This window comes from Gemmatimonas aurantiaca T-27, from assembly GCF_000010305.1.
Taxonomy (GTDB): domain Bacteria; phylum Gemmatimonadota; class Gemmatimonadetes; order Gemmatimonadales; family Gemmatimonadaceae; genus Gemmatimonas; species Gemmatimonas aurantiaca.
The window spans coordinates 1,414,651-1,439,449 of the sequence record NC_012489.1 but is presented as its reverse complement, the minus strand read 5'-3'; the positions used below and the strand labels follow the sequence as shown (position 1 = coordinate 1,439,449).

The following is a 24,799-nucleotide window of genomic DNA, read 5'->3' as shown; positions in this document are numbered from 1 at the left end:
CTCTGGTCTTCCCGGGCCGCCTGATTTCATCCGCCTCGGCCGCCCCGCTAGATTTCCGGGTTCGTTCGTTTTTGCCTGTTCCTCCGTCCAGCTCAGATGCTCCGCCTTGGTATCGTCGGTCTCCCGAATGTCGGCAAGTCGACCCTGTTCAACGCCCTCACGTCTGCCAAGGCGGAAGCGGCCAACTATCCGTTCTGCACGGTCGAACCGAATGTCGGCATGGTGGAGGTGCCGGACGCGCGCCTGACACGCCTGGCGGAAATCGTGCAGCCCAAGCGCACGGTGCCGGCGGTGGTGCAGTTCGTGGATATCGCCGGACTCGTGAAGGGCGCGTCGCAGGGTGAAGGCCTTGGCAACAAGTTCCTGCAGAACATCCGCGAGACCGACGCCATTGTGCATGTCATCCGGTGTTTTGCCGACGACGATGTCACCCACGTCATGGGGCAGCCCGACCCGGCGCGTGACAAGGAGATCATCGAACTCGAGCTCGCGCTGTCCGACCTGGCCACGGTGGAAAAGCGTCTCGACAAGGTGAAGCGGGCGGCCAAGGCGGCCGACAAGGAGGCACTGGCAGAACTGCCGGCGCTCGAAGCGGCCAACGCCGCCCTGTCCGAGGGCAAGCCGCTCTGGCGTGCCGGCCTCGATGCCGATGCGCTGGCCAAGCTCTCCGGCATGCAATTGTTGTCGGCCAAGCCGGTGTTGTACGCGGCCAACGTGACCGATGCCGAGCTGTCGGGCGAAGAAGGCCCGTACCTCAAGGCGTTGCGGGCGGCGGTGGCGGCGAGCGGCGAACATGCCGAGGTCGTGCCGTTTTCGGCCAAGATCGAAGCCGAGCTGGCCGAATTGTCGACCGAAGAGCGGGTGGAGTTCCTGGCCTCGTTGGGGATCGAGACGGCTGGCCTCGACCGGCTGATCCGCGCCGGCTACACGCTGCTGGGCCTCGAGACGTATTTCACGGCCGGCGAGCAGGAAGTGCGGGCCTGGACGATCCATCGTGGTGACACGGCGCCGGTAGCGGCGGGTGTTATTCACACGGACTTCGAGAAAGGGTTTATCCGCGCCGAAACCGTGGCTTTCAACGACTTTTCGACGCTGGGCGGATGGAAGCCGGCGCGTGAAAAGGGTGCGGTGCGGTCGGAAGGCAAGGAGTACGTGGTGCAGGACGGAGACGTCCTGCTGTTCCGCTTCAACGTGTGATGGGGCGCATGGCGGTGCACCTGGGTGCCTCGCCATGCTGACCGAGGCTTCGGCGCAGAGGCTTGGCTTCTGCGCCGATCTTTTTTCCGTACGCTGGGTATGTTGCTTCCATGATGCGAATGGCTTTCGCGCCGATGCTGGCAGCGCTCGCGACGCTGCTGATCTGCTCCCCGCTTTCGGGTGAGCCCCTCAGTGGACAGGCCGCCGTTCCGGCCGGTGCCGCCGCCGTGCCGTTTCAGGTGGGCGAGAAGCTCGAATACGACGTCAAGTTCGGATCGCTCAAAGTGGGCGGCGGCAGCATGGAGGTGCGCGAGATCACCGAAGTGCGTGGCCAACCGGTCTGGCACACGGTCTTTCAGATCAAGGGCGGTATCCCGCTCTACCGGGTGAACGACGTGTACGAGTCGTGGTTCGACGTGGTCACCCTCAACTCGCTGCGGTACCACCAGGACGTGGACGAGGGGAGCTACGAGCGGAAGCGTCGTTACGAGATTTTCCCCGAGCGCGGCATGATGAAGGACGGGGACAAGGACGAAGAGCCGACCGTATCGTCGCCGCTGGACGAAGGCTCGTTCCTGTATTTCGTGCGCACCATCCCGCTCGAAGTGGGCAGGACGTACGAGTATGCCCGGTACTTCAAGGCCCAGGGCAATCCGGTGCGCATCCGGGTGTTGCGGAAGGAAACGATCTCGGTGCCCGCTGGCTCGTTCAATACGGTGGTGGTGCAACCCACCTTCCAGACCAAGGGCATCTTCAGCCAGAACGGCAAGGCCGAGGTGTGGATCACGGACGACGCCCGGCGCATGATGGTGCAGATGAAGTCCAAGCTGAGCTTTGGCTCGCTGAACCTGTACCTGCGCTCGGCGGCGGGGACCCGGGAGCCCTGAGCGGGGCCTTGCGGGAGCCTGACGGGCCTCCCGCCCCTTTACCGGTGGTACTGGACTGAGTAGCCTTAAAGGCTCGCCCGGAGCGATTCGCGCTTCGGGTGGGCTGGTTGATGTTCTCAACCCTCCGCCCGCGGCTCGGCACTGCGGGTGGCACCCGACCACTGGTCCTGACCATAGGGAGGATTGCCGAGTGGCAAAGCTCAAAATCCGCCGCAACCCGACGCGGCGCTATGAAGCCGTGTACATCTTCGACAGCGCGCTCGAAGACACGGTGATTGTGGAGAAGCTGGAAAAGCTGCAGTCCCTGCTCAACCTCGCGGAACCCGCCGAGATCGAGCACTGGGGCCGTCGTCAGCTCGCCTACAAGATTGGCCGTCACGAGAATGGCTACTACGTCATCAGCCACTTCACGACGGTCCCCACGACGCTTCCCGAGTTCGAGCGTGCGCTCAAGCTCGACGAGACCGTGGTTCGCTACCTGGTGACGCTGCACGAGCATGAGCTCGGCGCGCCCAAGCTCAGCGATGAAGAGCTCGCTTCGCGCCGTCGCGCGAGCGATGACGACGACGACGACGAGGAATAACCATGCGCCGCCCAAAGAAGCCCTGCCCGATCACGGAAGCGGGGATCCGCTACGTGGATTACAAGGATGATCGTCTCCTCGCCCGCTTCATCACGGACTACGGCAAGATCCTGCCGAGCCGTCTGAGCGGCGTGGATGCCCGCCACCAGCGTCAGTTGTCGAAGGCGGTGAAGAAGGCGCGTTATCTCGCGCTGCTCCCGTACGTGAAGGGGCAGACGGGCTGAGTATGAACGGAGCGGTCGCGCCGGGTCTCGCCGCGACCGCTCCGCAGGAGCGTGGGTGGCGTTGGTTTGTGCTGGGCCTGGTGCTGATGGTCGCCGTGACCGCAGCGCCGGCCTGGCCGCCGACGCTGGCGCTGTTTGCCGGTGCCGTCCGGCTGTTGTTGCCCATGGAACAGTTTGCTCTGCTGGTGCTGGTGGCTATCGCCGCCTGTGCCACGGTGGGGTGGTGGTCCGGTGGGCGACTCTTTCTGGCGGTGTTGTGGGTGTCTGCGGCGGCCTACGTCTTGTGGCGGGTCCCGCTCCCCCTCTCCGGTTACGGGGCTTTCCTGCGAGGATGGTCGGTTGCGTTGGGCGCCGCCTTTGGGCTGGTCTGCCTGGCCTCACCGGCCCGTCCGCTCCTGACCCGGGCGATTGGTGCGGTGGCCTTGGCAGGCGTCATCACGCTGACCGGTTTTTCGGCTCGTTCATTCGGGCCGGCGGGCACGTTTGACGCGGCGGGGCAGATGTTCTCCCGCGAGTATCAGCATCGTCTGGGTGAATCGCTCGAATTGTGGCGAGCTCGTTCGGCTTCGGATTCCTGGCGTCGCTTTGCGCAGCGCTTCCCTGAGGCCGTCGAACGCACCACGCGGGTGGAAGCAGTCCTGGTGGCGCTGGCGGCACCGATGCCGGCGTCCGATGCAGTAGGTGGTGCCCGACCCGGTCCCCTCGTGGGATTGGTACCGGCACTGCTGGCCCTCGAGTCGTTGTTGGCTCTGGCCCTGGGATGGGCGGCGTATCATCGCCTCGCCCGTGCGCGAATCGGTCCGCCGATCGGTGCACTCCGGGACCTGCGATTCAACGATCAGTGGGTGTGGGGTTTGGTGGTTGGTGCGACGCTGCTGCTGCTGCCCACGCTGGCAGAGTGGCGCGTGGCCGGTCTGAATCTGGTCTGCCTGTTCGGAACGCTGTACGCCCTTCGTGGTGCGGGCGTGCTGACATGGTGGATCCCTGATCGGGCGGCCATCTGGTCGCTGTTGGCTTTGGTGCTGTTGGTTCCGATTCTGGGGCCGGTGTGGGTCCTGATCGCGTTGCTCGCGGTCACCTTCACCCTCGGGCTCGGGGACACATGGCGGGATTTCCGGGCGGGTTCGCCGTCCAGCCGACCGTGGTCCTCCTGAGCTGGTCCTGACGTCCGCCTTTCTGTTTCAATCTTTCACCGGTTCGACCCGGAGTTCCCATGGAAGTCATTCTCCGCAACGCCGTCGACAAGCTCGGACATCCTGGTGACATCGTCTCCGTGTCGCCGGGTTACGCCCGCAACTTCCTGATCCCGCGCGGCTTCGCCTACGAGGCCACTCAGGGTAACCGCAAGCGCATCGCGTTCGAAAAGAGCCGCCTCGAAGCGCTCGAAAACGAACGGATCGCAGCCGCTCAGGCGATCGCCGACAAGCTCGCCGAGGTCTCGGTGACCTTCGCGGCCCGTGTGGGCGAAGAAGGCAAGCTGTTTGGCTCGGTGACCACGGCCGACATCGCGCACCAGCTCGAGGCGCAGGGCTTCAAGATCGAGAAGCGCCAGATCGAGCTGAACGAGCCGATCAAGACGCTCGGCGTCTATCGGGTGGGCGTCCGGCTGCATGCCGACGTGCACCCCGAGATCAAGGTGTGGGTGATCAAGCAGTAACGTCGATCACCGACAACCATGCGAGGGGAGTCCGAGCACTTGGACTCCCCTCGTTTTTTGTCCCGACCCACGCGCGCCCCTGTCCGTTGGCAGGTCCGCACCGCAACCTTCACGGAGCTCGGCGGGTACCGATCTCGGGTACCGCAGTCTGGGTACGCCTCCCGGCAAGTGCCGGGTCGCCCCGCCATTGCCTTTCCCTACTGAGTACATGGCTGAACGCGCACCAAGTCCTGGAGAACCCATCGCCCTGCGCGCCGCCGCACTGGCGAGCGAGCTCAAGGCCACCGATATCGTGGTCCTCGATCTCCGGGGAGTGACGGATATGACGGACTTTTTTGTTATCGCTTCCGGGACATCCGATACCCATGTCCGGGCCGTAGCGGAATACGTGCAGGCAGGGTTGAAGACGTCTGGGGTGTCTACCACCATGACGGAAGGTCTCACGCAGGGCCGTTGGGCATTGCTCGACTATGCCCACTGCGTGATCCATGTCTTCCATCCGACGTTGCGGCAGTTCTACCAGCTCGAACGACTCTGGGGAGACGCAACACCGGTTCAATTGGACAAAGAAATCACGCAGGGAGTGCGGTAATCATGACGCTGGCGCAGCGGTGGACCCGGTTGAAGGCGAAGGTGGCAAAGCTTTCGGTGGCCGCGGTCAGGGCCGCTGTCGTCGCGTTGGGCGTCGCGACGTTGGCGACCCCCGCGCAGGCCCAAGGATACTTCGGACAAAACCAGGTGCAGTACGATCGACTGCGCTGGCGGGTGATCGAGACCGAGCACTTCCTCGTTCACTACTATCCCGAGATTGCCGACGTGGCGCCTGATGCCGCGCGCATGGCCGAACGGGCCTATGCGCGCCTCTCGCGCCTCACGTCGCACCAGTTCCGCGAAAAGAAGCCCATCCTCATCTTCGGCTCGTCAGGCGACTTTGCGCAGAGCAATGTCTTCGGCGATCTCGGCGAAGGCACGGGCGGTGTGACCGACCCGCTGCGGCAGCGCATGGCGCAGTTCTTCTCCGGTGACTGGCAGAGCTTCGAGCACGTGCTCACGCACGAAATGGTGCACGTGTTCACGTTCGACATCTTCTCGCGCGGACGGGCGGGCGCCGGCTTGCAGAACCTGGCGATGGTGAATCCACCGCTGTGGTTCATGGAAGGTCTGGCCGAATACCTGTCCATTGGCCCCAAGCACCCGTGGACGGACGCCTGGGTACGCGATGCGGTGGTGAACAATGCGTTGCCGTCCATCTCGCAGATGACGGAGCGCCCCGACAAGTATTTCCCGTACCGCTACGGTCTCGGATTCTGGCAGTACGTGGGCGGCCGATGGGGCGATGAAGTGATCGGCGAGATCATGAACGCCGTGCCGAGCCTGGGGATCGATCGGGCGTTCCGCCGCGAACTCGGCATGTCGCTCGACGAAGTGAGCAACGAATGGAAGCAGGCGATGCAGGCCAAGTTCCTGCCGGTGGTGGCGTCACTCGATCGCCCACGCAGCTTCGCCGAGCCGTTGCTGTCGCAGAAGCGCACGGGCAGCATTGCCAACATGTTCGTGGCGCCGGCGCTGTCGAATGACGGCAAGTTCATCACGTACATCGGCTACGGCAGCCTGCTGCGTGGTGAGGTCTTCCCCGAGATGTATCTGGCCAACGCCGAAACGGGCAAGCGCATCACGCGCCTGGTGAAGACGACCACCAATCCCGACTTCGAACAACTGCGCTTCATCTATTCGCAGCCGTCGTTCTCGCTCGATGGCAAACAGTTGGCGTTCACGGGACAGCGCGGTGGTCGTGACGTGCTGTACATCATGGACGTAAAGTCCCGGAACATCGTCAAGCGCATCGACCTGGAGCTCGACCAGGTGTTGAGCCCGAGCTTCTCGCCCGATGGGCGGAAGGTGGTGTTCAGCGGCATGCGGCATGGCAGCAGCGATCTGTATGTGGTGTCGCTGGACGCGCCCGGGTACACGCAACTCATGAAGGACCAGTACGGGGACCTGATGCCGCAGTGGTCGCCCGATGGCAAGACCATTGCCTTCATCAGCGACCGTGGTCCGGACACCGATCTCGATATTCTCAAGATCGGTGCGTGGAAGGTGGTCACGTTCGATCTCGAAACGCAGCAGATGACGATCCTGCCCGGTCAGGGTGGACGGGCGATCAATCCGCAGTGGGCGCCCGACGGCAAGTCGCTGGCCTACGTGACCGATCGCACCGGTATTGCCAACATCTTCCTGTACGATTTCGACGCCAAGGAGCACTACCAGCTCACGAATGTGGCCGGTGCGGTCACCGCCGTCGCTGAACAGTCCCCCGCCATCTCGTGGGCACGTGAAGCGGACATCATGGCGTTCGTGTACTACGAGAAGACCGACCACGCGATCTGGAAGATCAAGAACCCGCGTGCCCTGAAAAAGGAGCCGTTCCGCGAGAACGTCGTGGTGGCCCAGGGTGGTCCACAGGTTGTTGCACAGCCGGGCCGGCCCACGGGGGCGGCCACACCGCCTGCACCACCGGTCGATCCCACGGCCCATCTGCGTCGTGCGACGGTGCAGGACAGCGCCGCCGCCCGTCAGTCGTACTACCGGCCCAGCACGGGCAACGTGGCGCGTGTGTCGAGCGAACTGCCGGCGTCCACCCTGGCGCGTATCAGCGAAACGGTGAGCGTCGAAGCGCTGATGGACAGCTTCGATTTCTACCTGCCCGATACCACACGCTTCAAGGAAGCGCGGTACCGCGCCAAACTCACGCCGGAGTACATCGCGCAGCCCAGTATCGGCTACCAGCAGAACGGTTTTGGTCAGGGCACTTACGGCGGCACGACCATCGTGCTGAGTGATCTGCTCGGCGACCGGCGTCTGGCGCTGTCCGGCTCGATCAACGGTCAGCTCGGCGACGCACAGGTCTTTGCCGGCTACACCAGCCTTGGGCGGCGCCTGCAGTACACCACGGGTGTGTTGCAACAACCGATGTACCTGATCTCCAATTTCTACGAGACACCCGGGGAACAGGAGAATCAGTTCTACCAGACACAGGAGATGGCGCGTCTGGTATTCCGTCAGGTGTTTGCGGCGGGTCTCTATCCGCTGAATCGATTCACGCGCTTCGAGATCGGCGCGCGCTTCCAGAATATCGACCAGCAAGCGGTCCCCATCACCCGCATGGTCGACTACAACTTCGGCTACGCGACGTATTGGGAACGTGGAGCCACACGCAATGTGGCGTCGGCAAATACGGTCTCGCCGTATCTGGCCTGGGTGACCGACAACTCCATGTTCGGCTTTACCGGACCGATCTCCGGCAAGCGCGTGCGTCTGCAGGTCGAGCCGACCGTGGGCTCCTGGAAGTACACCGTTCGGCTTTACCGGACCGATCTCCGGCAAGCGCGTGCGTCTGCAGGTCGAGCCGACCGTGGGCTCCTGGAAGTACACCGAGTACACGGCCGACGCGCGGTCCTATCTCCCCATCCTCTTCAACTACATCACGTTCGCCACCCGCCTGACGACCAGCATGGCCGTGGGGCGCGACGAGATGCGTTTCCCGAAGTGGATCGGCCGTCCCGATTTTGTGCGCGGCTACAATCGTGAAGACATCGGCTACGTGAGCTGCTCCGGATTGCCGTCGAACGATGGCTCTTCCTGCAACGCGGAAGAGCTGATCGGCAGCCGCGTCGCGTTCGCCAATGCGGAACTGCGCTTCCCGATCATCCGTCGGTACGGAGCGCGGACGTCGTTGCTGGGCGGCTTGCCGCCGATCGACGGCTTGTTCTTCTACGACGCCGGTGTGGCGTGGTCGAAGGGCCAGACGGTCTCGTTGTCTCAGCCCACCGACTACGACTTCTCAAAGCAGCGCGCCCTGCTGCGCAGCTATGGGTTCGGCCTGCGCATGAACCTGTTCAACATCGCGATCATTCGCTGGGACTGGGCCAAGCCGGTCAGCCGCCCGAATGGCAAGGGTTTTGGCACCTGGTTCTTCGGCGCGAGTTATTGAGCCATCGGTTCACACCGGACACAAACAACGGGGGCGCGAGCAATGATGCTCGCGCCCCCGTTGTTTGTCCGTACGTGTGTGCCGGTGCCGCGTGGATCAGTTGGTCTTGCGGCGACGGGACACCACGATTCCCACCAATCCGGCGGCGACCAGCAGAACGGTGGACGGTTCCGGCACGGTCGTGGTCGCTGGCGTGTATTCAAATTTCCAGTTGGAGACCGAGGATATCTCGGACGCCAGACCCGATGAGGCGGTGAAGCCAATACGGGCATCCTCGGCCCACGACCCCAAGGCGATCCCCGAGTGGATCTGGTTGAGCGACGTGAACCCATCCGTGATGTGGCTGGTCAACGACTGACTGCCGGCGTCGTAGCCTAGCGAGACGTCGAAGAACCGTTGGTAATTTTCATTGTCATCTCCGAAAGGCTTGTCGTACACCTGCGTCAGGCTCCCATTCTGTCCGAGCAGCAATTCGCGCCAGAACGTCTGGAGCGCGAACGCCAGACTGTTCTCGAACGAGCCGGCATACCCCATGTCTTGTCCGGATCCACCGATCTGGGTGTCTGCCCCCCCGGTCACGACAAACGCGATGCCATCTCCTGGACAGATCTTTGCGTTCTCGCCCGGCGCATTGGGCACGTTGTTGCACGTGAAAAACATCGTGAAGGACGTGAACCAATTCGCGTTCAGCAGATTGTACGTTCCCGTCGAAAGGGCACTCCGCGCCGCGCCGTACTCACCATTCGACATGATGAGTGCCCCGCCCTGTATGGTGGGGCTGCCGGACGGACCGGGAGTGGCGTTCACTCGCAGTTCGATGCCATCGAATGTCACGGTCTGAGCCTGCGCGGCTCCTGCACCCAGTAGGCTGATCGCCGCCAGCACCATGCCCCACTGCTTCACTGCCGCCGCCCGTTGTCTCATGCGTTGCTCCGGAAGAGGTCTATGGCAGGTTTTCCCTGCCCACCTTATCACGCGCAGGCGGCGTCGATTTTCACTCATTGCCGATCATCCCGGCCGGCATCTGCCTCACCGGCGGCGCTTCAGTCCTCACACCCCCGCCAGTCACCACCTGGCGTGCAGGGCGGCACGTTGGCACGGGGCGGATCAAGACGCCGCACGCTGTCGGCCAGTGCAGCATCGCCAATGCGCTCGTAGGCCGACGCCAGCACCCGCCGAAGCCGCGGACGCATGCTCCAGAGCTCGGGTGCTTGGTTCACCTCGTCCAGTCCCCGATTGAGCGATGCGATGGCACCACGGAAGTCGCGAGATGCCAATGCGGCCTGCCCGTCGAAGAGATAGGCGTAGGACATCACCATCGGGGAACGGGAGCGCGCCAGCTCGACCACCGAGCGGTGTGCCACCAGCCGAGCCTGGGCGGTATCGCCGCGAGCCAGTGCGTCTTCCACGAAGGTGTTGTTCACCAGAAGACGCTCCGAGATTCGGAGCTCCGTGCCATCACCGGCAAGATCGAGGGCGCGCTGGGCCTGAACCCGCCGCTGCACCGTATCACCGGCCACCGTGGCCCAGAAGGCCCGATTGCGAGCCAGCACGGCGGATACGGCCGGTGACTCGCGCGGAAGTCGTTCCACCGCTTCGACGAAACGGGTCTGGATCGGCAATGCCTCTTCCGACCGTCCCAGCACGAGCAGTGCCTCGAATTCGGCCCCCCAGGCATTGAACTGTTCGTTGGTGTTGGCGAGTCCCAACGAATCGCTGAGTGCCAGCACGGCGCGGGCTCGCCGCAGATACTCCCGTGGATCACGGTGAATCCAACTGGACGTCAACATCCGAATGGACTGCGCCCGCAGCGAGAGAATGGTGCGCCCGCCCCGACCACCGGCTCCACCTCCGTCAGGTCGTTGCTCACGTTGTGCCACCGCCGCCGCCAGCGAGTCCGCATAACGAACCTGTCCCAGCGACACCGCACGCGACGCTTCGACCAGCGCGATGCGCGCATGCAGTTCATCGTCGGGCGGCAGCGCTTTGACGGCTTCGCGGGCGGCCGCAATGAATGCGTCTGCGGCGTAGGGGCCGTCCATATCCAGACGCAGAACGGCACTCTCGAGACATGCCCGGGCATACTCAGGGCTATGGGTGCCAAACCCTTCTGCCGCGAGCATCCGTGCCGAATCCAGCACCGACCGCGCCAGTGCAAAGCGCGATTGGGTCATGACATTCGCGCCGATAGCCGTGTACAGGCGGGCCCGGATACGTACGTCATCCGCGAACTCGCGCGGTACACGAACCAGCGCGCTGTCCAACAACTCGGCCAGGGTACCCGAGGTGGAAAGCCGCACGATGGGATCGTACGACGTGGCGTTGGTGCCGGTGACCATGCCGGACAGGAATGACGAAGCGCGCTCGGCGCGGGCGGCTTCAGCGCGCGCCAACAACGCCTGACGCCATGCCACGGCGCCAGCGCCGGTCACAATCACGAGCGCCGACAGCGCCGCTGCCGTAAGCCCACGACGACGACGTACGAAAGTGCGGATGCGATAGGCGGTGCTGTCCGGACGGGCAAGCACGCGGTCCCGTCGCAGATACCGCAGGATATCATCACTGAGCGCCACCGCACTGGGATACCGGCGTGCGGGATCACGACGCAGCGCCATCTGCGCAATGGCATCGAGTTCGCCGCGCAATACCGACGCGAGTCGTGCAGACGATGACAGACTGCGGGCGAGCGCCACTTCCGGTGGGGCGCCGAGGGCGATGAGACTGGGCGCACGCGGTTCACGTTCGCGCACGGCCAACAGTTGTTCAGTGGCGCTCATGCCCTGCAACGCCAGTGGTGGTGATCCACTGATCAGCGTGGTGAGCACCGCTCCCAACGCGCACACGTCGGTGGCGGTGGACACCACGTCGCCGGTGAGTTGTTCGGGTGCGGCGTAAGCAATCGTGAACGGGGACAGGCCAGCACCGGTCAGTGTGCTTTCGTGCTCCTCGGTGGCGATCAACTTGGCCACACCGAAGTCGAGCAGCTTCACCACACCATCGTGCGTCACGAGGATGTTGTTGGGCTTGAGATCGCGATGAATGACGAGGCGTTGATGCGCATGATGTACCGCCGCGCAGGCCTGACGAAACAGGTCGAGTCGTGCATTGATCGTCAGCGACTGCTGGTCGCACCAGGCATCGATCGGTGTGCCATCCACATACTCCATGGCCAGCCATGGCATGCCATCGTCCGTGGCACCACCGTCGAGCAACTGCGCGATGTTGGGGTGCTGCAACTGCGCGAGGATCTGTCGCTCGGACCGAAAACGCTGAAGCAGCACATCGGAGTCCGCACCGCGCCAGAGCGTCTTGATCGCGACCTGCTGACGGAACGCATTGTCGGCGCGTTCAGCGAGGTACACGGCGCCCATGCCACCGCGGCCAATGAGCCGAAGCACCCGATAGGGCCCGACGCGTCGACCCACCAGACTCGGTGCGGCCAGCGCTTCCACGCTGTCCCGCTCACCTGTGGCGCTGAACGCGCCGTCCATCGCGAGTCCCAGCAGTTCATGGGCCGGACGATCGAGCGCATCCTGTTCCTCCGCGACCGCCAGCAGCTTGGCGAGTTCCCGCCGCACACGGGCTGAGGACGCGGTGGCGAGCAGGTGCGCCTGCCCTGCCCCATCCAGCGATTCGGATTGGGCCCACAAGACCTTGAGCTCAGCCCATTCGGCTGGTGTCACGCGGTCGTCGATCATGCCGAGTCATTCCTGCGCATGTGCTCCATGGACCACACGCGTGACGCGGCGCCGGAACTCCTCATCCAGGATGTGTCGTACATCACCATGGTCATGCTGAAGCCCAGTGCCGACCGTGTGAGATCAACTGTCCCGGAGCTGCACCCGTAGCCAGGCACGTGCCATGGCCCAGTCGCGGGACACCGTGGCAGGCGAGATGTCGAGCAATTCGGCGATTTCTTCGAGCGACAGTCCAACGAAGAATCGCAATTCCACGATGCGGGCCTGCCGGGGATCGAGCCGTTCGAGCTGTTCGAGCGCATCATGCACCGCCAGCACGTCCTCGGCGCCCCCCGTGGCCAGGTCATCCAGCGACACCGTTTCCGCAGCCTCCAGGGGAACGGAGCGTTGCCGGTCCCGACGATCGGCCGTGGCGCGCCGGGCGTGATCGACCAACACCCGGCGCATCATCTGCGCGGCGATACCGAAGAAGTGCCCCCGGTTCTTCCAGGGCGCCATCTGGCCCACCAGACGCAGGTAGGCCTCATGGACCAGGGCGGTGGGCTGGAGGGTATGGTCGCCCCGTTCGCGGCTCAGGTAGGCCCGCGCCAGGCTGTAGAGCTCCTCGTAGACCACGGTTCCCGCCCGGTCGCGCGCACCGGTATCGCCGGCCTGGGCCGCGCGCAGCAGTTCGGTCAAGGAGGGGGGCGAAGCGGGCGCGGGCATATGTCGCCGAATATGCTACCGGAATGCCTGACCGTCAGCCCCTCCCTCCACCGTCCCCGGTCGGGTACTTTACCCCCGTGCGCACGCTTCTCGCGTCGGCGCTCGTGCTCCTCGCGTGCGGTGTTGCCGGCGGCTGTGCCGATCGCTCGTCCCGCCCTGCCGGAGCCGACGCCGCCCCCACTATCCCCGGTGGCCCTGACCCCCTGGTGCTGCGGCTGTCGAGAGACGGCGGCATCCTGACGGCTGTCCGCTACCCGGCCCTCGATACGACGATCTGGCGCTCGGCGTCACGCGTCCCGCCCCTCACCGAAGTCATCGCGTTTGGCGCGGAGGACGGGTATCTCGCCGCGATCGATACCGGGGGCAGTCCGGTCCGCATCGACTTGCGCCTGGGGACGGTCACCACGTCGCGTGCCGACACCGTACGGTCTCTCGTGTCGGCGGACGGTGGGGCGATCTATGGTTTGACCCGCAGTGGTGAGGTCACGCGATATACGCCGAGTGGCAGCGACTGGCGTTATCGCCCCATCCATCCCGTCGACGCGCTCTTTTCGCAACCCGATGGGTCGGTGATCCTGATCGGCGCGGAAGACAACGATGTACAGGTGCGACGGGTACGCCCTCCCAATCAGGCGGTGTCGGACAGCGTGTCGATCAAGGCGTCCGGAGAAGTGGAAACCATCCGGCGTACGATCAGCGCCACCGCAGGGACCGTGGGCGACCGTGTGTACTTCGCGGCCGATGAACACGTGATCGCGATTCGTACGCGCGACCTCGGTATCGCGCTCAACGTGGACATGGGCGATCCGGTGATGGCGATCGCGGCCACGCCGAGTGGCGACCGTCTGTTCGTGGCGCTGGAAGATGAATCGGTGCTGCGTATCGTCGATCGGTTCGAGGAGGGTGTCACCGGTCGCATCCGCCTGCCCTCACCGGCCAGCGCGCTGCGCATGGATCCGATGGGACGCATGTTGCTGGCGCGTGGCGCGGGTGACTCCGTGTATGTGGTCAGCCTGGGCGGTGATGCCGTCATTGGTGTGGTGCGCAGCGAATGGCGCGCCGACCTGCCACTCGTGATGGCCGATGGATCGATTGCCATCACGCGGGGCGATGATGTCGTGCTCGCGCATCCGTCTTCCTTGGCCGATATGCGCACCATCGAAGGCGGCGCCAAACAGTTCTGGCACACGTTGCGTTGGAACGGTCTGCGTCCCCGTGCGGCTGGTCTCGATCAGCCCGTGCAGTTCCGCAACAGTGCGCCGCGGGACACCAGCGTGTCCGCGACCGGAGGAGCAGTCACCGCTCCCGACACGACAGGGGCCGCCCGTGGTGATTCGACCGCGCCAACCGCACCGGCGGTGGCGTCCACGTTCACGGTGTCATTTGCCGCACTGCTCGATGAACGCCAGGCACGCGCGTTGGCCGGGCGCATTCGTGTGGATGGTCTCGTGCCACGTATCACGACCACTGATCGTGATGGCACCACGGTGTATCGAGTCGTCCTCGGCCCGTTCCCCACACGCGCCGAAGCCGAGCGTGTGGGCAAACAGGCAGGACAGAATTATTGGATCTTCGAGGGCGCACCATGAGTGGTCCGGGGTTGATTCCGGAGAAGTGGGAATTGGAGGGTCGCCGACTCGCGCCGCTGCTGGACAGTGTGTGCGCGGTGGTGATTGCGGCCAACGATCCGGCGGTGTCCACGCAGGTCGCGATCGGTGTGGCGCGCACGCAGGGACAGCGACGGCGTGTGGCGATCGCGGATCTGCTGGGTGAATCGCCGGCGCTGGAAGCGCTGCTCACTGGCGATGATCCGCACGGTATCGCCGACAGTTTTTTGTATGGGGTGTCGCTCAACAAGATTGCGCGCCCGATGCGGGATGCGGAGAACGTGTTCGTCATGCCCAGCGGCACCGAGCCGGTGGATCATGAGTCCGTGTACGCCAACGATCGCTGGCGTCGTCTGGCCGCCGGTTTCCATCAGGTCGGCGCACTGCTGATCGTGGTGGCACGTCCTTCCACCGCGGGGTTTGCCGAGCTCTGTGGCTTCATGGGCGCGTTGATGCCCACTGGAGATTCGGCGTTTCCGACGCCTCCTGGTGTCCCGTTGCTGGCACCGCCGGCTCCACCACCACCGCAACCGGAACCCACTCCGCCGCCTGAGCGCGAGAGCGCGCGTCGTGCACGGGAAGCTGCGCAGGTGGACGTGGTCAGCCGTCGCAACCGTATCCTCGCGTTGCTGCTGGTGCTGGGCGCCGTGGCCATCGGCATTGGCGCCATGTGGCCACAGATGTTGACCCAGCTTCCGGCGCCCGTACGCGCTCTGCTGGGCCGTGTTGCACCCGACAGCGCTGCCACCGTGGTGCCGCCGACGCCGATGGACAGTGCGTTGCGCCCCGATTCCACCGCGCCGGGACAGACGCCCGTATCGGACAGTGGTGTGGTGCCACTGGATTCGTCCGTGGCGCCGGTCTCACCGCCGCTGCCGGTGGACAATCTGTCCGACAGTACGGTGGCGGCACGCTATGCGATCTACTTCGCCACCGCGAATACACGCGCGGCCGCCATGCCCGACAGCAAGGTCCGGGCGCTGGAAGCCGTGGCGTTGTCGCCGGTGGTGGAGAGTGGCGAACAGTGGTTCCGGGTGACCGTTGGCGCCTCCGCGTCCCGACCCGAAGCGGAGGCGCTGCTGGCACGCCTGCGCAGTGAAAAGATCATTGGCGCGGGGAGCATCGTCTCCGTGCCGTTTGCATTGCGCCTCGAGACGCGTGTGACACCAGCGCTGGTGTCGGCACGTCTGGCGGCGTTGAGCACGCGGGGCATCATGGCCTACGCACTCCGTCAGGCGGACGGCAGTGCGTCGGTGTACACCGGCGCGTTCGAATCACCGACGCAGGCTATGGCGCTTGCGGATTCCTTGCGCGCCGTCGGCGTGGCGCCTGTGCTGGCATATCGAACGGGGAGAGGGTTCTAGTGCGTTTGACGAAGCTCGAAGTCCATGGCTTCAAAGCCTTTGCCGATCACCTGGAGTTTGTGTTCGAAAAAGGTGTGACGGCCATCGTCGGACCCAATGGGTCCGGCAAGTCGAACGTGTCCGATGCCGTGCGGTGGGTGCTCGGCGAGCAGCGCGCGCGCGCGATGCGTGGCGCAAAGATGGAAGACGTCATCTTCCACGGCTCGTCCGCGCGCAAGGCCGTGAACATGGCCGAAGTCTCGCTGCACTTCGACAACACCGAAGGCGAGCTGCCCGTCCCGTTCAAGGAAGTGGTGATCACGCGGCGCCTGCTGCGTTCGGGCGAAAGCGAGTACCTGCTCAACCGCGCGCCGTGCCGTCTGCGCGACATTCAGGATCTGGTGCGTGGCACCGGCCTCGGTGCCGACTCGGGTGTGGTCATCGAAAGCAAGATGATCGATGCCCTGCTCTCCGATCGACCGGATGATCGTCGCGAGCTGTTCGAAGAAGCAGCGGGCGTAGGCTTGTATCGGGACCGTCGCCGCAGCGCCGAACGTCGCCTCGAGGAGACCACGGTCGATCTCGCGCGTCTCGACGATCTCATTGCGGAAGTGCAGAGCCAGGTGCGTTCGCTGGCGCGTCAGCGTCGTCGTGCGGAGCGCCATGCCGAGCTCACGTCGCGCCGGTTCCAGGTGGAGATCTCGCTGGCCACGCGCGAAATGGCCGCCTGGCGCGACGAACTCGAAGCGCTCGATGGTCGCCTGATCACCTTGCGCGAAGATGTGCCGGGATCGGAAGAAGCCATTGCCGGTGCCGAACTGCAGCGCGAAGAAGCCCATGTTGCACGTTCCACCGCGGAAGCGAGCCGCCTGGAGTTGGCGCGTCTGGCGAGCGAACAGCGCGACCGCACGCAAAAGCTCGAGCGCGAACTGGCCGTGTCGGAAGAACGGCAGCGCAGCACGACCATGCGTCGCGAGCGGGCCGAAGAAGAACGCAAGGAAAACGAAGCGTTTGGCCGTCGCCTGCGCGAAGACCGTGAGCGTGCGGCCACCGATCGCACGACGCTCGAGCAGGATCTGCGCGATGCCGGTGAAGCGCTGCAGGAACGTCTGACCGCCGAACAGACGGCGCGTGAGGGTGTGCAGCGGGAACGTTCGGTGCTCGACCAGCTCGAGCGCCAGGTGCGTGAGCATCGCGATCAGGCCCGTCGCCTGGAACTCGACCGCGACAGTGCCGCGCGCGAGCAGACCGAAACAGAACAGCGCCGTGATGCGCTCGAACTGGAACGGCAGACGCTGGCCGATACGTTGGACACCATCGAACGCGAACTGCTGGCCGCGCGCGATCAAGTGGAAACGTCGCGTTTGGCCGCACAGGAGGCACTCGACGATCTCGAGGGCGCCCGTCTGGCTGCCGCCACGGCGCGTATTGCCGACGCGGAATCACGCAGTGCGCTCGCCAGCGCCGTGGAGCTGCGCACCGAGCTCGAAGCGCGCATGAACGCGCTGGCCGCGCTCGAACGTGAGCGTGTGGGTCTGGCGCCATCGAGCGCGAAGCTGCTCAAGGAACGTGAGCGCTTCGGGGAAGGCGCGGTATTGGGGCCGCTCACTGACTTCGTCACCGCGGATGGTGACGCGGCGCGTCTCGTGGAGCGGTATCTCGGCGCCACCATGCACGCGATCGTGGTGCGTGATGCCGATGCGGCGGCGGCGGTGCGTCGCTGGCACACGGAAACGCAGCCTGGTCCCCTGCTGCTGCTGCCGCTCGATGTGGTCACGGAACTCGGTGCCGATGACGGCGCGCTCGCTGGCAGCGTGCAGGCCAGTGGCCCCACGTCGCGCTGGGTGCGGGCGTTGCTCGGCAAGGTCCGCGCGGTGGACAGCGGCGAAGCGTTCGTGGACGAACACGGCGCTGTGTTTCTGCCTGGTACGGCAACGGGCCCCGGCCCACTGCAGCGCCGCGCCGAACTCAATCGTCTCGAGTCGGACCTGGCCGCCGCCGATGCCCGGCGCGATGAAGCGGCACTGACCGCCGAAGCGGCGCGTTTGGCCCTTGGCGAAGCCGAACGGGCGCAGCAGGCGGCCACCGAAGGCCACAATCGTGCGCAGCAGGAAGCACGCCGCGCCACCGAAGTTCAGCAGGAAGTGGAGCGGCGTCGCGAACGCGCCGAGCGGGAGCTCGCACAAAGCAGTGCACTGGCCGAGCGACTGGTTTCGCGCTTGCAGGAACTCGAGCAGCGCATGCAGCAGCTCGCGCAGCAGGCCGATGTACTGCATGCACGGGCCGGAGAGGCCGACAGCGACATCGATCAGGCACGTGAGGCCTTGTCGATTGCCGAGCGTGAGCAGGAGCAGGCGCGTGAAGCGCGTGCCACCTGGCAGGTGGCGCAGGCCCAGGCGCAGGCGCGTCTGTCGGTGGCCATCGATCGCGAAAAGCGTTTGTCGGAAGAAGACAGCACGGCCGCCGCTCGTCTCGAATCGTTGGCGCGTGAGCTGTCGACGTTGTCGGATGCCGACCAGCATCTCGTGACGCAGCTCGACACCTGGCGGGCCGAGCTCGAGACCGAGCGGAAGTCGCTGGCCGATGCCGATGGGCGGCTTGGGGAGGCCGAGCGCGCGGTGGCCGCGGCCAACGCCGCGTTGGATGGCTGCGAAACCGCACTCGACGAAGCCCGTCGCCGCGCCAGCGCGCTGGGCGAACAGTTGCACGGTGCGCAGTTGCGCCACACCGAGTTGTCGGGACGTCGTGAAGCGATCCGTCAGCGCCTCGAAACCGAGTGGCGGCGTTCCCTCGATGATCTGCTGGCCGGCTTCGAAGAGCTGGATCTCAGCACGGACGACCTGCGCGTCGAAGCCACGCAGTTGCGCACGGCGCTCGACGAGCTGGGCCCCGTGAATCCGCTGGCGATCGAAGAACACGAGGAAGAACAGCGTCGTCTCGAGTTCCTCACCTCACAGCGCAACGATCTCGTGGCGGCCAAGCAGTCATTGCACCAGGCCATCCGCGAAATCGACAGCACCGCGCGCGAGTTGTTCCTGGCGACGTTCTCGCAGGTGCGTGAGAATTTCCGACAGATCTTCCTGCGGATGTTCGGCGGTGGCGAGTGCGACCTGCGCCTCGAGAACCCCGACGCGCCGCTCGATTGCGATATCGAAGTACATGCCTCGCCGCGTGGCAAGAAGACCCAGCGTATTCACCTGCTTTCGAGCGGTGAACGGGCACTGGTCGCGCTGTCGTTGCTGTTCGGCATTTTCCTCACCAAGCCGAGCCCCTTCTGCCTCATGGACGAAGTGGACGCGCCGCTCGACGACCAGAACATCGGGCGTTTCGTGAAGATGCTGAACGACTTCAAGTCGCGAACCCAGTTCATCGTGATCACGCACAACCCGCGCACCACCTCCGAAGCGGCCGATTCGGTGTACGGTGTCACGATGCAGGAGCCTGGCGTGTCCTCCATCGTCAGCGTGCGTCTGCGCAACGGACCGGCGGTGGACGAGAAGACATCGAACACCACCTCGGCGGAGGCACCAGCAGACTCGGTGGACGATGTACCGGACGCCAGCGATTCATCGGAGCCGGAACCCCTGCCGGCATGACGGCGGCGGCGTGGCTGCGGCGTGTGACGAAGGCCCTGCTGCTTCTGGTGGCGGGGCTTGTCGTTCCTGCGTTGGCGCCACGGGCGCTGGATGCGCAGGGGATCTTCCTGGAGGGTCCGCGGGAAACGTTGCTCACGACGGTCACGCCGGCCATCAACTTCCTGGCCGTGGGGCTCGGACCGGCACGTCCGCTGCAAATCACGTTTCAGGTATCGACATCGTCGGACTTCATCGGACTGGTGCTCGACAGCACGTTCACGTCGATGGATACGTCGTTCACCATCCAGGTGACACGTCCCCTGCCGCCGGTGTCCGCGGTGTATTGGCGTGCTCGCGTGCGAGCACTGGCCGGCCTCGTCTTCGAATCGGCGCCGATTGGCCCGAAAGCCGTTCCGGCCTGGGTGACACTGGACACGCTCAACTCGCCCAGCGGCAATCCGCTCGACATCCGTCGGCCGTTGTTCAAGTGGCACAGCCCCGAGGTCACGCCACTCATTGGCCCATGGCGCTATGACATCGAAGTACTGGAGAATGAAAACGAACCGAAGCTGGGTGTCAGTGGCCTGACGGAAACGACCTTTCGACCGGCGACCGACCTTCAAGCCAATACGTCGTATCGCTGGTCCGTGCGCGCATGGCTGCCGAATGGCGCGTCCTACAAGGTGATGAACCTCGGCTCCATCGTGATCACCGATCAGTTGGTTCCCACGACGACGCTGCTCTTCCAGAATTTTCCCAATCCCTTCCCATCGGCGACGTCATTCGACACCTGCTTCTGGTTCGATGTGAAGGAGCCGGGCGCCAACGTCAAGCTCGATATCCTGGACCTGCGGGGTAACCTCGTGCGCGCCATCGTACCCGGTGAGTCCGGCACCTCGCGCTTCGAAGCCGGCCGTTATGGCCGGGGCGTGGCCGGTGGCAACAGCAATTGTGATGGCCGATTCGTGTGGAACGGCACGGCCTCCGATGGGCGGACTGTCGCGCCAGGGGTGTACCTGGCCCGCTTCCAGGCTGACCGGGGCGCGCCCTTGTTTCGCCGCATCGTCTTCCGCGGCCGCTGACCAGCGACTCCCTTTCGTCATGAAGCTCACTACGATCGGCACGGGCACCGCTGCTCCGCACCCGTCACGGGTTTCCGCCGCCCACCTCGTCGAAGCGGGCGACATTCGCCTGCTGCTCGATTGTGGCAGTGGGGCCGTGCACCGGATGGCGCACCTCGGTGTCGCGTGGCAGGACATCACGCATGTGGCCCTCACGCACTTTCACACCGACCACATCGCGGATCTGCCCCTGCTGATCATGGGGTGGCGCTGGGGGCAACTGCCGCCACGTTCGACTCCAGTGACGATCTATGGCCCGGTCGGGACCGGAGCACTGATCGAGCGCATGGCGGCCGTGCATGGCGGCTGGATGCTCGCCCCCGGCTTTCCCGTGACGGTACGTGATCTTGGCAGCGACGAGATCGTGAGACTGCCCGGTGGGGTGGAGCTGAGCTCCCATCCGGTACCACACACCCCGGAGAGCGTGGCATATTCAATCAGTGAGGGAAATCGACGGCTCGTGTACACCGGGGACACCGGTGTCAGCGAGGCACTCGGTGACTGGTCGCGGGATTGCGATCTGCTGTTGGCGGAATGCTCGCTGCCGGACGACATGGCCATCGGCGAGCACCTGACACCACGCCAGGTAGGGGCTTTGGCCGCCCGCGCGCAGACTCGTCAGCTCGTGCTCACGCACTTCTATCCGCCCGTCGAGGCCGTGGATATCCACGCCGAAGTCGCGGAGCAATACGCCGGTCCCACGATCGTGGCCACCGACGGCTGGTCTACACATTTCTGAGGACGTGACATGCTGGTCGTGATGCAGCCCAACGCCTCTTCGTCCGAAATCGATCGGGTATGCGAAGAGATCACGCGTCAGGGCTTCAAGCCCCTCCCCATGCCGGGCGAAGTGCGCACGGCGGTCGGTCTGCTTGGTGATGATGCCAAGGTGGATTGGTCGTACATCGAGGGGCTTCCAGGCGTCGCCAGCGTGCTCATTGTGCAGAAGCCGTATCGCCAGGCGTCGCGTGAATGGAAGGGCGACAACACGATCGTGGAGATTGCGCCGGGCGTGCGCTTTGGCGGCGACGAAGTACCCATCGTGTCCGGTCCGTGCTCGGTGGAGTCGGAGGAGCAGATCCTCACGTCGGCGCGTCTGGTGCGTGCCGCTGGAGGCACCGCCCTGCGTGGTGGTGCCTTCAAGCCGCGCTCGTCGCCGTATGCCTTTCAGGGACTCGGCAAGCAGGGGCTCGAGCTGTTGGCGCTCGCGCGTCGTGAGACCGGGCTGGCCATCGTGACGGAAGCGATGGATGAACGGGGTGCCGATCTCGTGGCCGAGTATGCCGACTGCATTCAGATCGGCGCGCGCAACATGCAGAACTACTCGTTGCTGCGATACGTGGGCACGTTGGGCAAGCCGGTGATGCTGAAGCGCGGCATGGCGGCCACCATCAACGATCTGCTGCTGAGCGCCGAGTACGTGTTGGCGGAAGGCAATCCGAACGTGATCCTGTGCGAACGTGGCGTGCGCACGTTCGATAGCGCCACGCGGAATCTGTTCGATCTCACGGCCATCCCGGTGGTGCACAAGCTTTCGCACCTGCCCATCGTGGCCGACCCGAGCCATGGCACGGGCCTGCGCGACAAGGTTACGCCGATGGCACGCGCGGCGGTGGCGGCTGGTGCCGATGGCATTCTCGTGGAAATGCATCCGCAGCCCGACAAGGCACTGTCCGATGGCGCGCAATCGCTCTATCCGGAACAGTTTGCGGAGCTGGTGCTACAACTGCGCACGATCGCGCAGGCGATTGGCCGGTCCGTGCCCACGCTCACCTGAACCCGGTACGGGCTGTCGGGGTATTTTTCGTCATGATCACAATGACGATGACTTCCAGACCATCCGTCGTGATGGCCGTCACGGCTGCATGCGTGGCGGCTCTCATGACCACGAGTGTTGGCGCGCAGGGAACGGCCGACGCGTCGTATGAGCGTGTCGCCAAGGCGTGGGCCGGCACACACACCTTGCGGGCGGACTTCGAACAGAAAATCACCAACCCGCTGCTGGCGCGCACGGTGAATTCGAAGGGTGTGTTCCTGCAGGAGCGCCCGGGCAAGCTCTCCATCACCTTCACGCAACCAGCCGGCGATCGTATCGTGGGTGACGGCAAGTGGTTGTGGGTGTACCTGCCCAGCAGTGCGCCCGGTCAGGTTCTCAAGCTGCCTGCCGACGCCGACGGCGCCATTGTCGCCGACCTGTTGAGCCAGTTGCTCGACACGCCGAAGAAGGCATTCACCATCAGTGGTGGTGAATCGTCACCGGTCGATGGGCGTGCGGCGCGACGGGTGCAGTTGATCCCGAAGGCCGCGGGCACGGCGCCTTTCCAGAAGGCCGTGCTCTGGCTCGATGAAAAGGATCCACGACCACTGCGGGTACAGGTAGTCGATGGTCAGGGCGTCGATCGCACCATCACGCTCACGACCTGGTCGCCTGAGGCCACGCTTCCTGCCGATGCTTTTCGTTTCAACGTGCCCAAGGGCGTGAAGGTCGCATCCAAGATGTGATGCATACCTTCCTGATGTATGCCATGTGAAGGCACGACGGGCCTGCTCACTCGAGAGCAGGCCCGTCGTGTTTTCCGGCACCTATCGCACCAGATCGGTCACCACGATGAGGTGATCACTGACGCTGGCGGATGTCTCGCGGGTCATGCGCAGCTTGGCGAGCAGGCGATCACTCAGGTCTTCAGTGGTGAACACGAACCCGCCGTTCTGATTGAACCCGCGGAACAGCGTGAGATCGAGCTGACCCGGAGAGAATTGGGCGGCCTCCACACTCTGCCAGGTGACCATGGACTGTTCCGCAAGCCGCAGGACCTGCGCCAGCCTGAGGCTCGGATGTTCGGTGGGCTCAGGGATCAGCGACCGCACGGACCGAAAGCTGCCCACCGCATTGAAGTCACCGCCAACCACCAGTGGAAAATCGCCGCGCTGCGCGATCTCCGCGCGAATGTATCGACGAATGGCCTCTACCTGCAGCACCCGCAGATTGTCGTGCACACTGCCGGCGTATCCCCCACTCTGCAGATCCAGTGGGACGAACATCGTCTCGGTGCCATGCACATCCACCCAAGCGCCGACACTCGAGATCTGTGCGGCTTCTTCGATGTCGATGAGGCGATGTCCCGCTGGTGGTGTGATGCGCCGCAGGCTGTCGAGTGAGCCGTCGATGTATCGCATGGCAGCCATGCTCTCCACGGGCCGAACCGCGCGCCGCCGTGCGGCCACCACCGTGCGTTGCCGACCACCACTTCCACCGAGGACAAACTGCCAGGGCCCCAGAGCACGCAGCGCCGGCAAATCGAAGAATCGACGCAGGGAGTCTGCCGTGACCTGTTCATAGACCTCGTCGAGCATCACCACATCCGGCATGACCGCTGCCAGAAGGCGGGCGTGCATCTCCGGTTTCCGGAACGATCCTTCGGACACGTTCCATTGCGCCACACGCAATGCCCCGGGCGACGGCGCAAAGATGGTATCGATGCGCGGACGCGGCGCCGTCGATGTCACCGTGCGCAGGCGATACGGCATAGTGGGTGAGCGGTGCACCACCGAATCGGTCGTCACGAACACTGGCGTGATGTGCACGATGTGTTCCGTGTGACCGAGCCAGCCCCGCGGCGCCCGCGCGATGCGGACCTCGAAACGATCCGCCTCCCAGCTTGGCAACGCGGCCACGTCGAGATCGTAGGGCGACCGGAACTCACCGAGCCCCTGTTCGGTGGCGACCCGCACCGCCATCCCCGCACCGCGCGGACCCGCTTGCACCTTGTCGAGGCGCGAGAAGTCCACGGCAAAATCCACGTCGTTCACACCATAGACCGCATGCCCTGCTCCGCCTGCCGCGCCGGTGCGAAACAGCAGATGCAGGGTGCCCGGCATGGCCTGCAGATTGACGCTGTCGCGGAACGACAATGACAGATACAGGTAGTGCGGGCTATCGACCGCCGACACAGCCACGATCGGAGATGCGTCGCGCTGCTGCAGAAGCGGCGTGATGCCGTACCAATCCCCAAAGTCCCCATCGAGCGTGATGGGTTCCACGACATTCGGCGCATCGAACCAATCGCCCGGTGCACGGACGCGCGATGCGCAGCTCATCGAAACGGCGCACACCGCGAGCGACGCCATGGTCACTACCCGGGCATGCCATCGGTGGGCCCGCGATTTCTCTTGCTTCGCCAATGTGCCCGCGCCGTTCATGTCAGTCATTG

Annotated in this window: 19 protein-coding genes; 15 read left to right on the top strand and 4 right to left on the bottom strand. The window is 64.8% G+C overall.

Going from position 1 to position 24,799, the window contains the following annotated elements; translation table 11 throughout:
• Positions 1 to 96 precede the first annotated feature (96 nt).
• The 8 genes from ychF to GAU_RS06115 all read left to right on the top strand — a co-directional run bounded on the left by ychF (position 97) and on the right by GAU_RS06115 (position 8,539).
• Positions 97 to 1,197, top strand: coding sequence for a redox-regulated ATPase YchF (gene ychF, locus GAU_RS06160; protein WP_012682697.1), 1,101 nt, complete (start codon positions 97 to 99; stop codon positions 1,195 to 1,197).
• Positions 1,198 to 1,307: 110 nt separating this feature from the next.
• The gene (locus GAU_RS06155; protein WP_083765493.1) at positions 1,308 to 2,084 is read left to right on the top strand and encodes a DUF3108 domain-containing protein; all 777 of its coding nucleotides are present in this window, start codon (positions 1,308 to 1,310) and stop codon (positions 2,082 to 2,084) included.
• A 190-nt stretch (positions 2,085 to 2,274) separates the two neighbouring features.
• Positions 2,275 to 2,667, top strand: a complete 393-nt coding sequence (gene rpsF, locus GAU_RS06150) for a 30S ribosomal protein S6 (RefSeq protein WP_012682695.1) — start codon at positions 2,275 to 2,277, stop codon at positions 2,665 to 2,667.
• Positions 2,668 to 2,669: 2 nt separating this feature from the next.
• Positions 2,670 to 2,891, top strand: a complete 222-nt coding sequence (gene rpsR, locus GAU_RS06145; protein ID WP_012682694.1) for a 30S ribosomal protein S18 — start codon at positions 2,670 to 2,672, stop codon at positions 2,889 to 2,891.
• Between the two features lie 2 nt (positions 2,892 to 2,893).
• Positions 2,894 to 4,045: a DUF2232 domain-containing protein gene (locus GAU_RS20550; RefSeq protein ID WP_012682693.1), complete on the top strand. Its 1,152-nt coding sequence runs from the start codon at positions 2,894 to 2,896 to the stop codon at positions 4,043 to 4,045.
• A gap of 59 nt (positions 4,046 to 4,104) precedes the next feature.
• Entirely contained in the window at positions 4,105 to 4,548 is a 444-nt protein-coding gene (rplI, locus tag GAU_RS06135) for a 50S ribosomal protein L9 (protein ID WP_012682692.1), read from the top strand.
• 208 nt (positions 4,549 to 4,756) lie between these two features.
• The gene (gene rsfS / locus GAU_RS06130; RefSeq protein ID WP_012682691.1) at positions 4,757 to 5,140 is read left to right on the top strand and encodes a ribosome silencing factor; all 384 of its coding nucleotides are present in this window, start codon (positions 4,757 to 4,759) and stop codon (positions 5,138 to 5,140) included.
• Positions 5,141 to 7,936: 2,796 nt separating this feature from the next.
• Complete coding sequence (locus GAU_RS06115; protein ID WP_331429932.1) at positions 7,937 to 8,539, top strand: BamA/TamA family outer membrane protein; 603 nt, start codon at positions 7,937 to 7,939, stop codon at positions 8,537 to 8,539.
• A gap of 96 nt (positions 8,540 to 8,635) precedes the next feature.
• On the opposite strand, the gene GAU_RS06110 is transcribed toward GAU_RS06115, so the two are convergent.
• The 3 genes from GAU_RS06110 to GAU_RS06100 all read right to left on the bottom strand — a co-directional run bounded on the left by GAU_RS06110 (position 8,636) and on the right by GAU_RS06100 (position 12,915).
• Positions 8,636 to 9,463 (bottom strand): PEP-CTERM sorting domain-containing protein, encoded by an 828-nt coding sequence (locus tag GAU_RS06110; protein ID WP_012682688.1) that lies wholly within the window; start codon positions 9,461 to 9,463, stop codon positions 8,636 to 8,638.
• A 119-nt stretch (positions 9,464 to 9,582) separates the two neighbouring features.
• The gene (locus tag GAU_RS20545) at positions 9,583 to 12,237 is read right to left on the bottom strand and encodes a serine/threonine-protein kinase (RefSeq protein ID WP_052574270.1); all 2,655 of its coding nucleotides are present in this window, start codon (positions 12,235 to 12,237) and stop codon (positions 9,583 to 9,585) included.
• A 123-nt stretch (positions 12,238 to 12,360) separates the two neighbouring features.
• Complete coding sequence (locus GAU_RS06100) at positions 12,361 to 12,915, bottom strand: ECF-type sigma factor (RefSeq protein WP_231847960.1); 555 nt, start codon at positions 12,913 to 12,915, stop codon at positions 12,361 to 12,363.
• Positions 12,916 to 13,019: 104 nt separating this feature from the next.
• Between GAU_RS06100 and GAU_RS06095 the strand changes: the two genes are divergently transcribed.
• From GAU_RS06095 to GAU_RS20535, 7 genes are read left to right on the top strand one after another with little or no spacing between them, the layout of a single operon-like run.
• Complete coding sequence (locus GAU_RS06095; protein WP_041265311.1) at positions 13,020 to 14,531, top strand: SPOR domain-containing protein; 1,512 nt, start codon at positions 13,020 to 13,022, stop codon at positions 14,529 to 14,531.
• Positions 14,528 to 15,913: an SPOR domain-containing protein gene (locus GAU_RS06090; protein WP_012682684.1), complete on the top strand. Its 1,386-nt coding sequence runs from the start codon at positions 14,528 to 14,530 to the stop codon at positions 15,911 to 15,913. The genes GAU_RS06095 and GAU_RS06090 overlap by 4 nt, the downstream gene beginning before the upstream one ends.
• A complete protein-coding gene (gene smc, locus GAU_RS06085; protein ID WP_012682683.1) occupies positions 15,913 to 19,488 on the top strand; it encodes a chromosome segregation protein SMC in 3,576 nt (1,191 codons plus the stop codon). The genes GAU_RS06090 and smc overlap by 1 nt, the downstream gene beginning before the upstream one ends.
• Positions 19,485 to 20,549, top strand: a complete 1,065-nt coding sequence (locus GAU_RS22425; RefSeq protein WP_012682682.1) for a hypothetical protein — start codon at positions 19,485 to 19,487, stop codon at positions 20,547 to 20,549. The genes smc and GAU_RS22425 overlap by 4 nt, the downstream gene beginning before the upstream one ends.
• 19 nt (positions 20,550 to 20,568) lie before the next feature.
• Positions 20,569 to 21,327, top strand: coding sequence for an MBL fold metallo-hydrolase (locus tag GAU_RS20540; RefSeq protein ID WP_012682681.1), 759 nt, complete (start codon positions 20,569 to 20,571; stop codon positions 21,325 to 21,327).
• A 9-nt stretch (positions 21,328 to 21,336) separates the two neighbouring features.
• A complete protein-coding gene (gene aroF, locus GAU_RS06070) occupies positions 21,337 to 22,365 on the top strand; it encodes a 3-deoxy-7-phosphoheptulonate synthase (RefSeq protein WP_012682680.1) in 1,029 nt (342 codons plus the stop codon).
• Positions 22,366 to 22,412: 47 nt separating this feature from the next.
• Positions 22,413 to 23,090 (top strand): LolA family protein, encoded by a 678-nt coding sequence (locus GAU_RS20535; RefSeq protein WP_169307606.1) that lies wholly within the window; start codon positions 22,413 to 22,415, stop codon positions 23,088 to 23,090.
• An 81-nt stretch (positions 23,091 to 23,171) separates the two neighbouring features.
• Here the strand turns inward: GAU_RS20535 and GAU_RS06060 are convergent, their stop codons facing one another.
• Positions 23,172 to 24,797, bottom strand: coding sequence for an endonuclease/exonuclease/phosphatase family protein (locus GAU_RS06060; protein WP_231847959.1), 1,626 nt, complete (start codon positions 24,795 to 24,797; stop codon positions 23,172 to 23,174).
• Positions 24,798 to 24,799 lie beyond the last annotated feature (2 nt).

Bases quoted from the DNA above. Each gene is read 5' to 3' on its own strand.
- GAU_RS20540 (WP_012682681.1), top strand. From the start codon at position 20,569: ATGAAGCTCACTACGATCGGCACGGGCACCGCTGCTCCGCACCCGTCA.
- ychF (WP_012682697.1), top strand. From the start codon at position 97: ATGCTCCGCCTTGGTATCGTCGGTCTCCCGAATGTCGGCAAGTCGACC.
- rsfS (WP_012682691.1), top strand. From the start codon at position 4,757: ATGGCTGAACGCGCACCAAGTCCTGGAGAACCCATCGCCCTGCGCGCC.
- GAU_RS06155 (WP_083765493.1), top strand. From the start codon at position 1,308: ATGATGCGAATGGCTTTCGCGCCGATGCTGGCAGCGCTCGCGACGCTG.
- rplI (WP_012682692.1), top strand. From the start codon at position 4,105: ATGGAAGTCATTCTCCGCAACGCCGTCGACAAGCTCGGACATCCTGGT.
- rpsR (WP_012682694.1), top strand. From the start codon at position 2,670: ATGCGCCGCCCAAAGAAGCCCTGCCCGATCACGGAAGCGGGGATCCGC.
- GAU_RS06090 (WP_012682684.1), top strand. From the start codon at position 14,528: ATGAGTGGTCCGGGGTTGATTCCGGAGAAGTGGGAATTGGAGGGTCGC.
- GAU_RS20545 (WP_052574270.1), bottom strand. From the start codon at position 12,237: ATGATCGACGACCGCGTGACACCAGCCGAATGGGCTGAGCTCAAGGTC.
- GAU_RS06110 (WP_012682688.1), bottom strand. From the start codon at position 9,463: ATGAGACAACGGGCGGCGGCAGTGAAGCAGTGGGGCATGGTGCTGGCG.
- GAU_RS20550 (WP_012682693.1), top strand. From the start codon at position 2,894: ATGAACGGAGCGGTCGCGCCGGGTCTCGCCGCGACCGCTCCGCAGGAG.
- aroF (WP_012682680.1), top strand. From the start codon at position 21,337: ATGCTGGTCGTGATGCAGCCCAACGCCTCTTCGTCCGAAATCGATCGG.
- GAU_RS06060 (WP_231847959.1), bottom strand. From the start codon at position 24,797: ATGACTGACATGAACGGCGCGGGCACATTGGCGAAGCAAGAGAAATCG.
- GAU_RS20535 (WP_169307606.1), top strand. From the start codon at position 22,413: ATGACTTCCAGACCATCCGTCGTGATGGCCGTCACGGCTGCATGCGTG.
- GAU_RS22425 (WP_012682682.1), top strand. From the start codon at position 19,485: ATGACGGCGGCGGCGTGGCTGCGGCGTGTGACGAAGGCCCTGCTGCTT.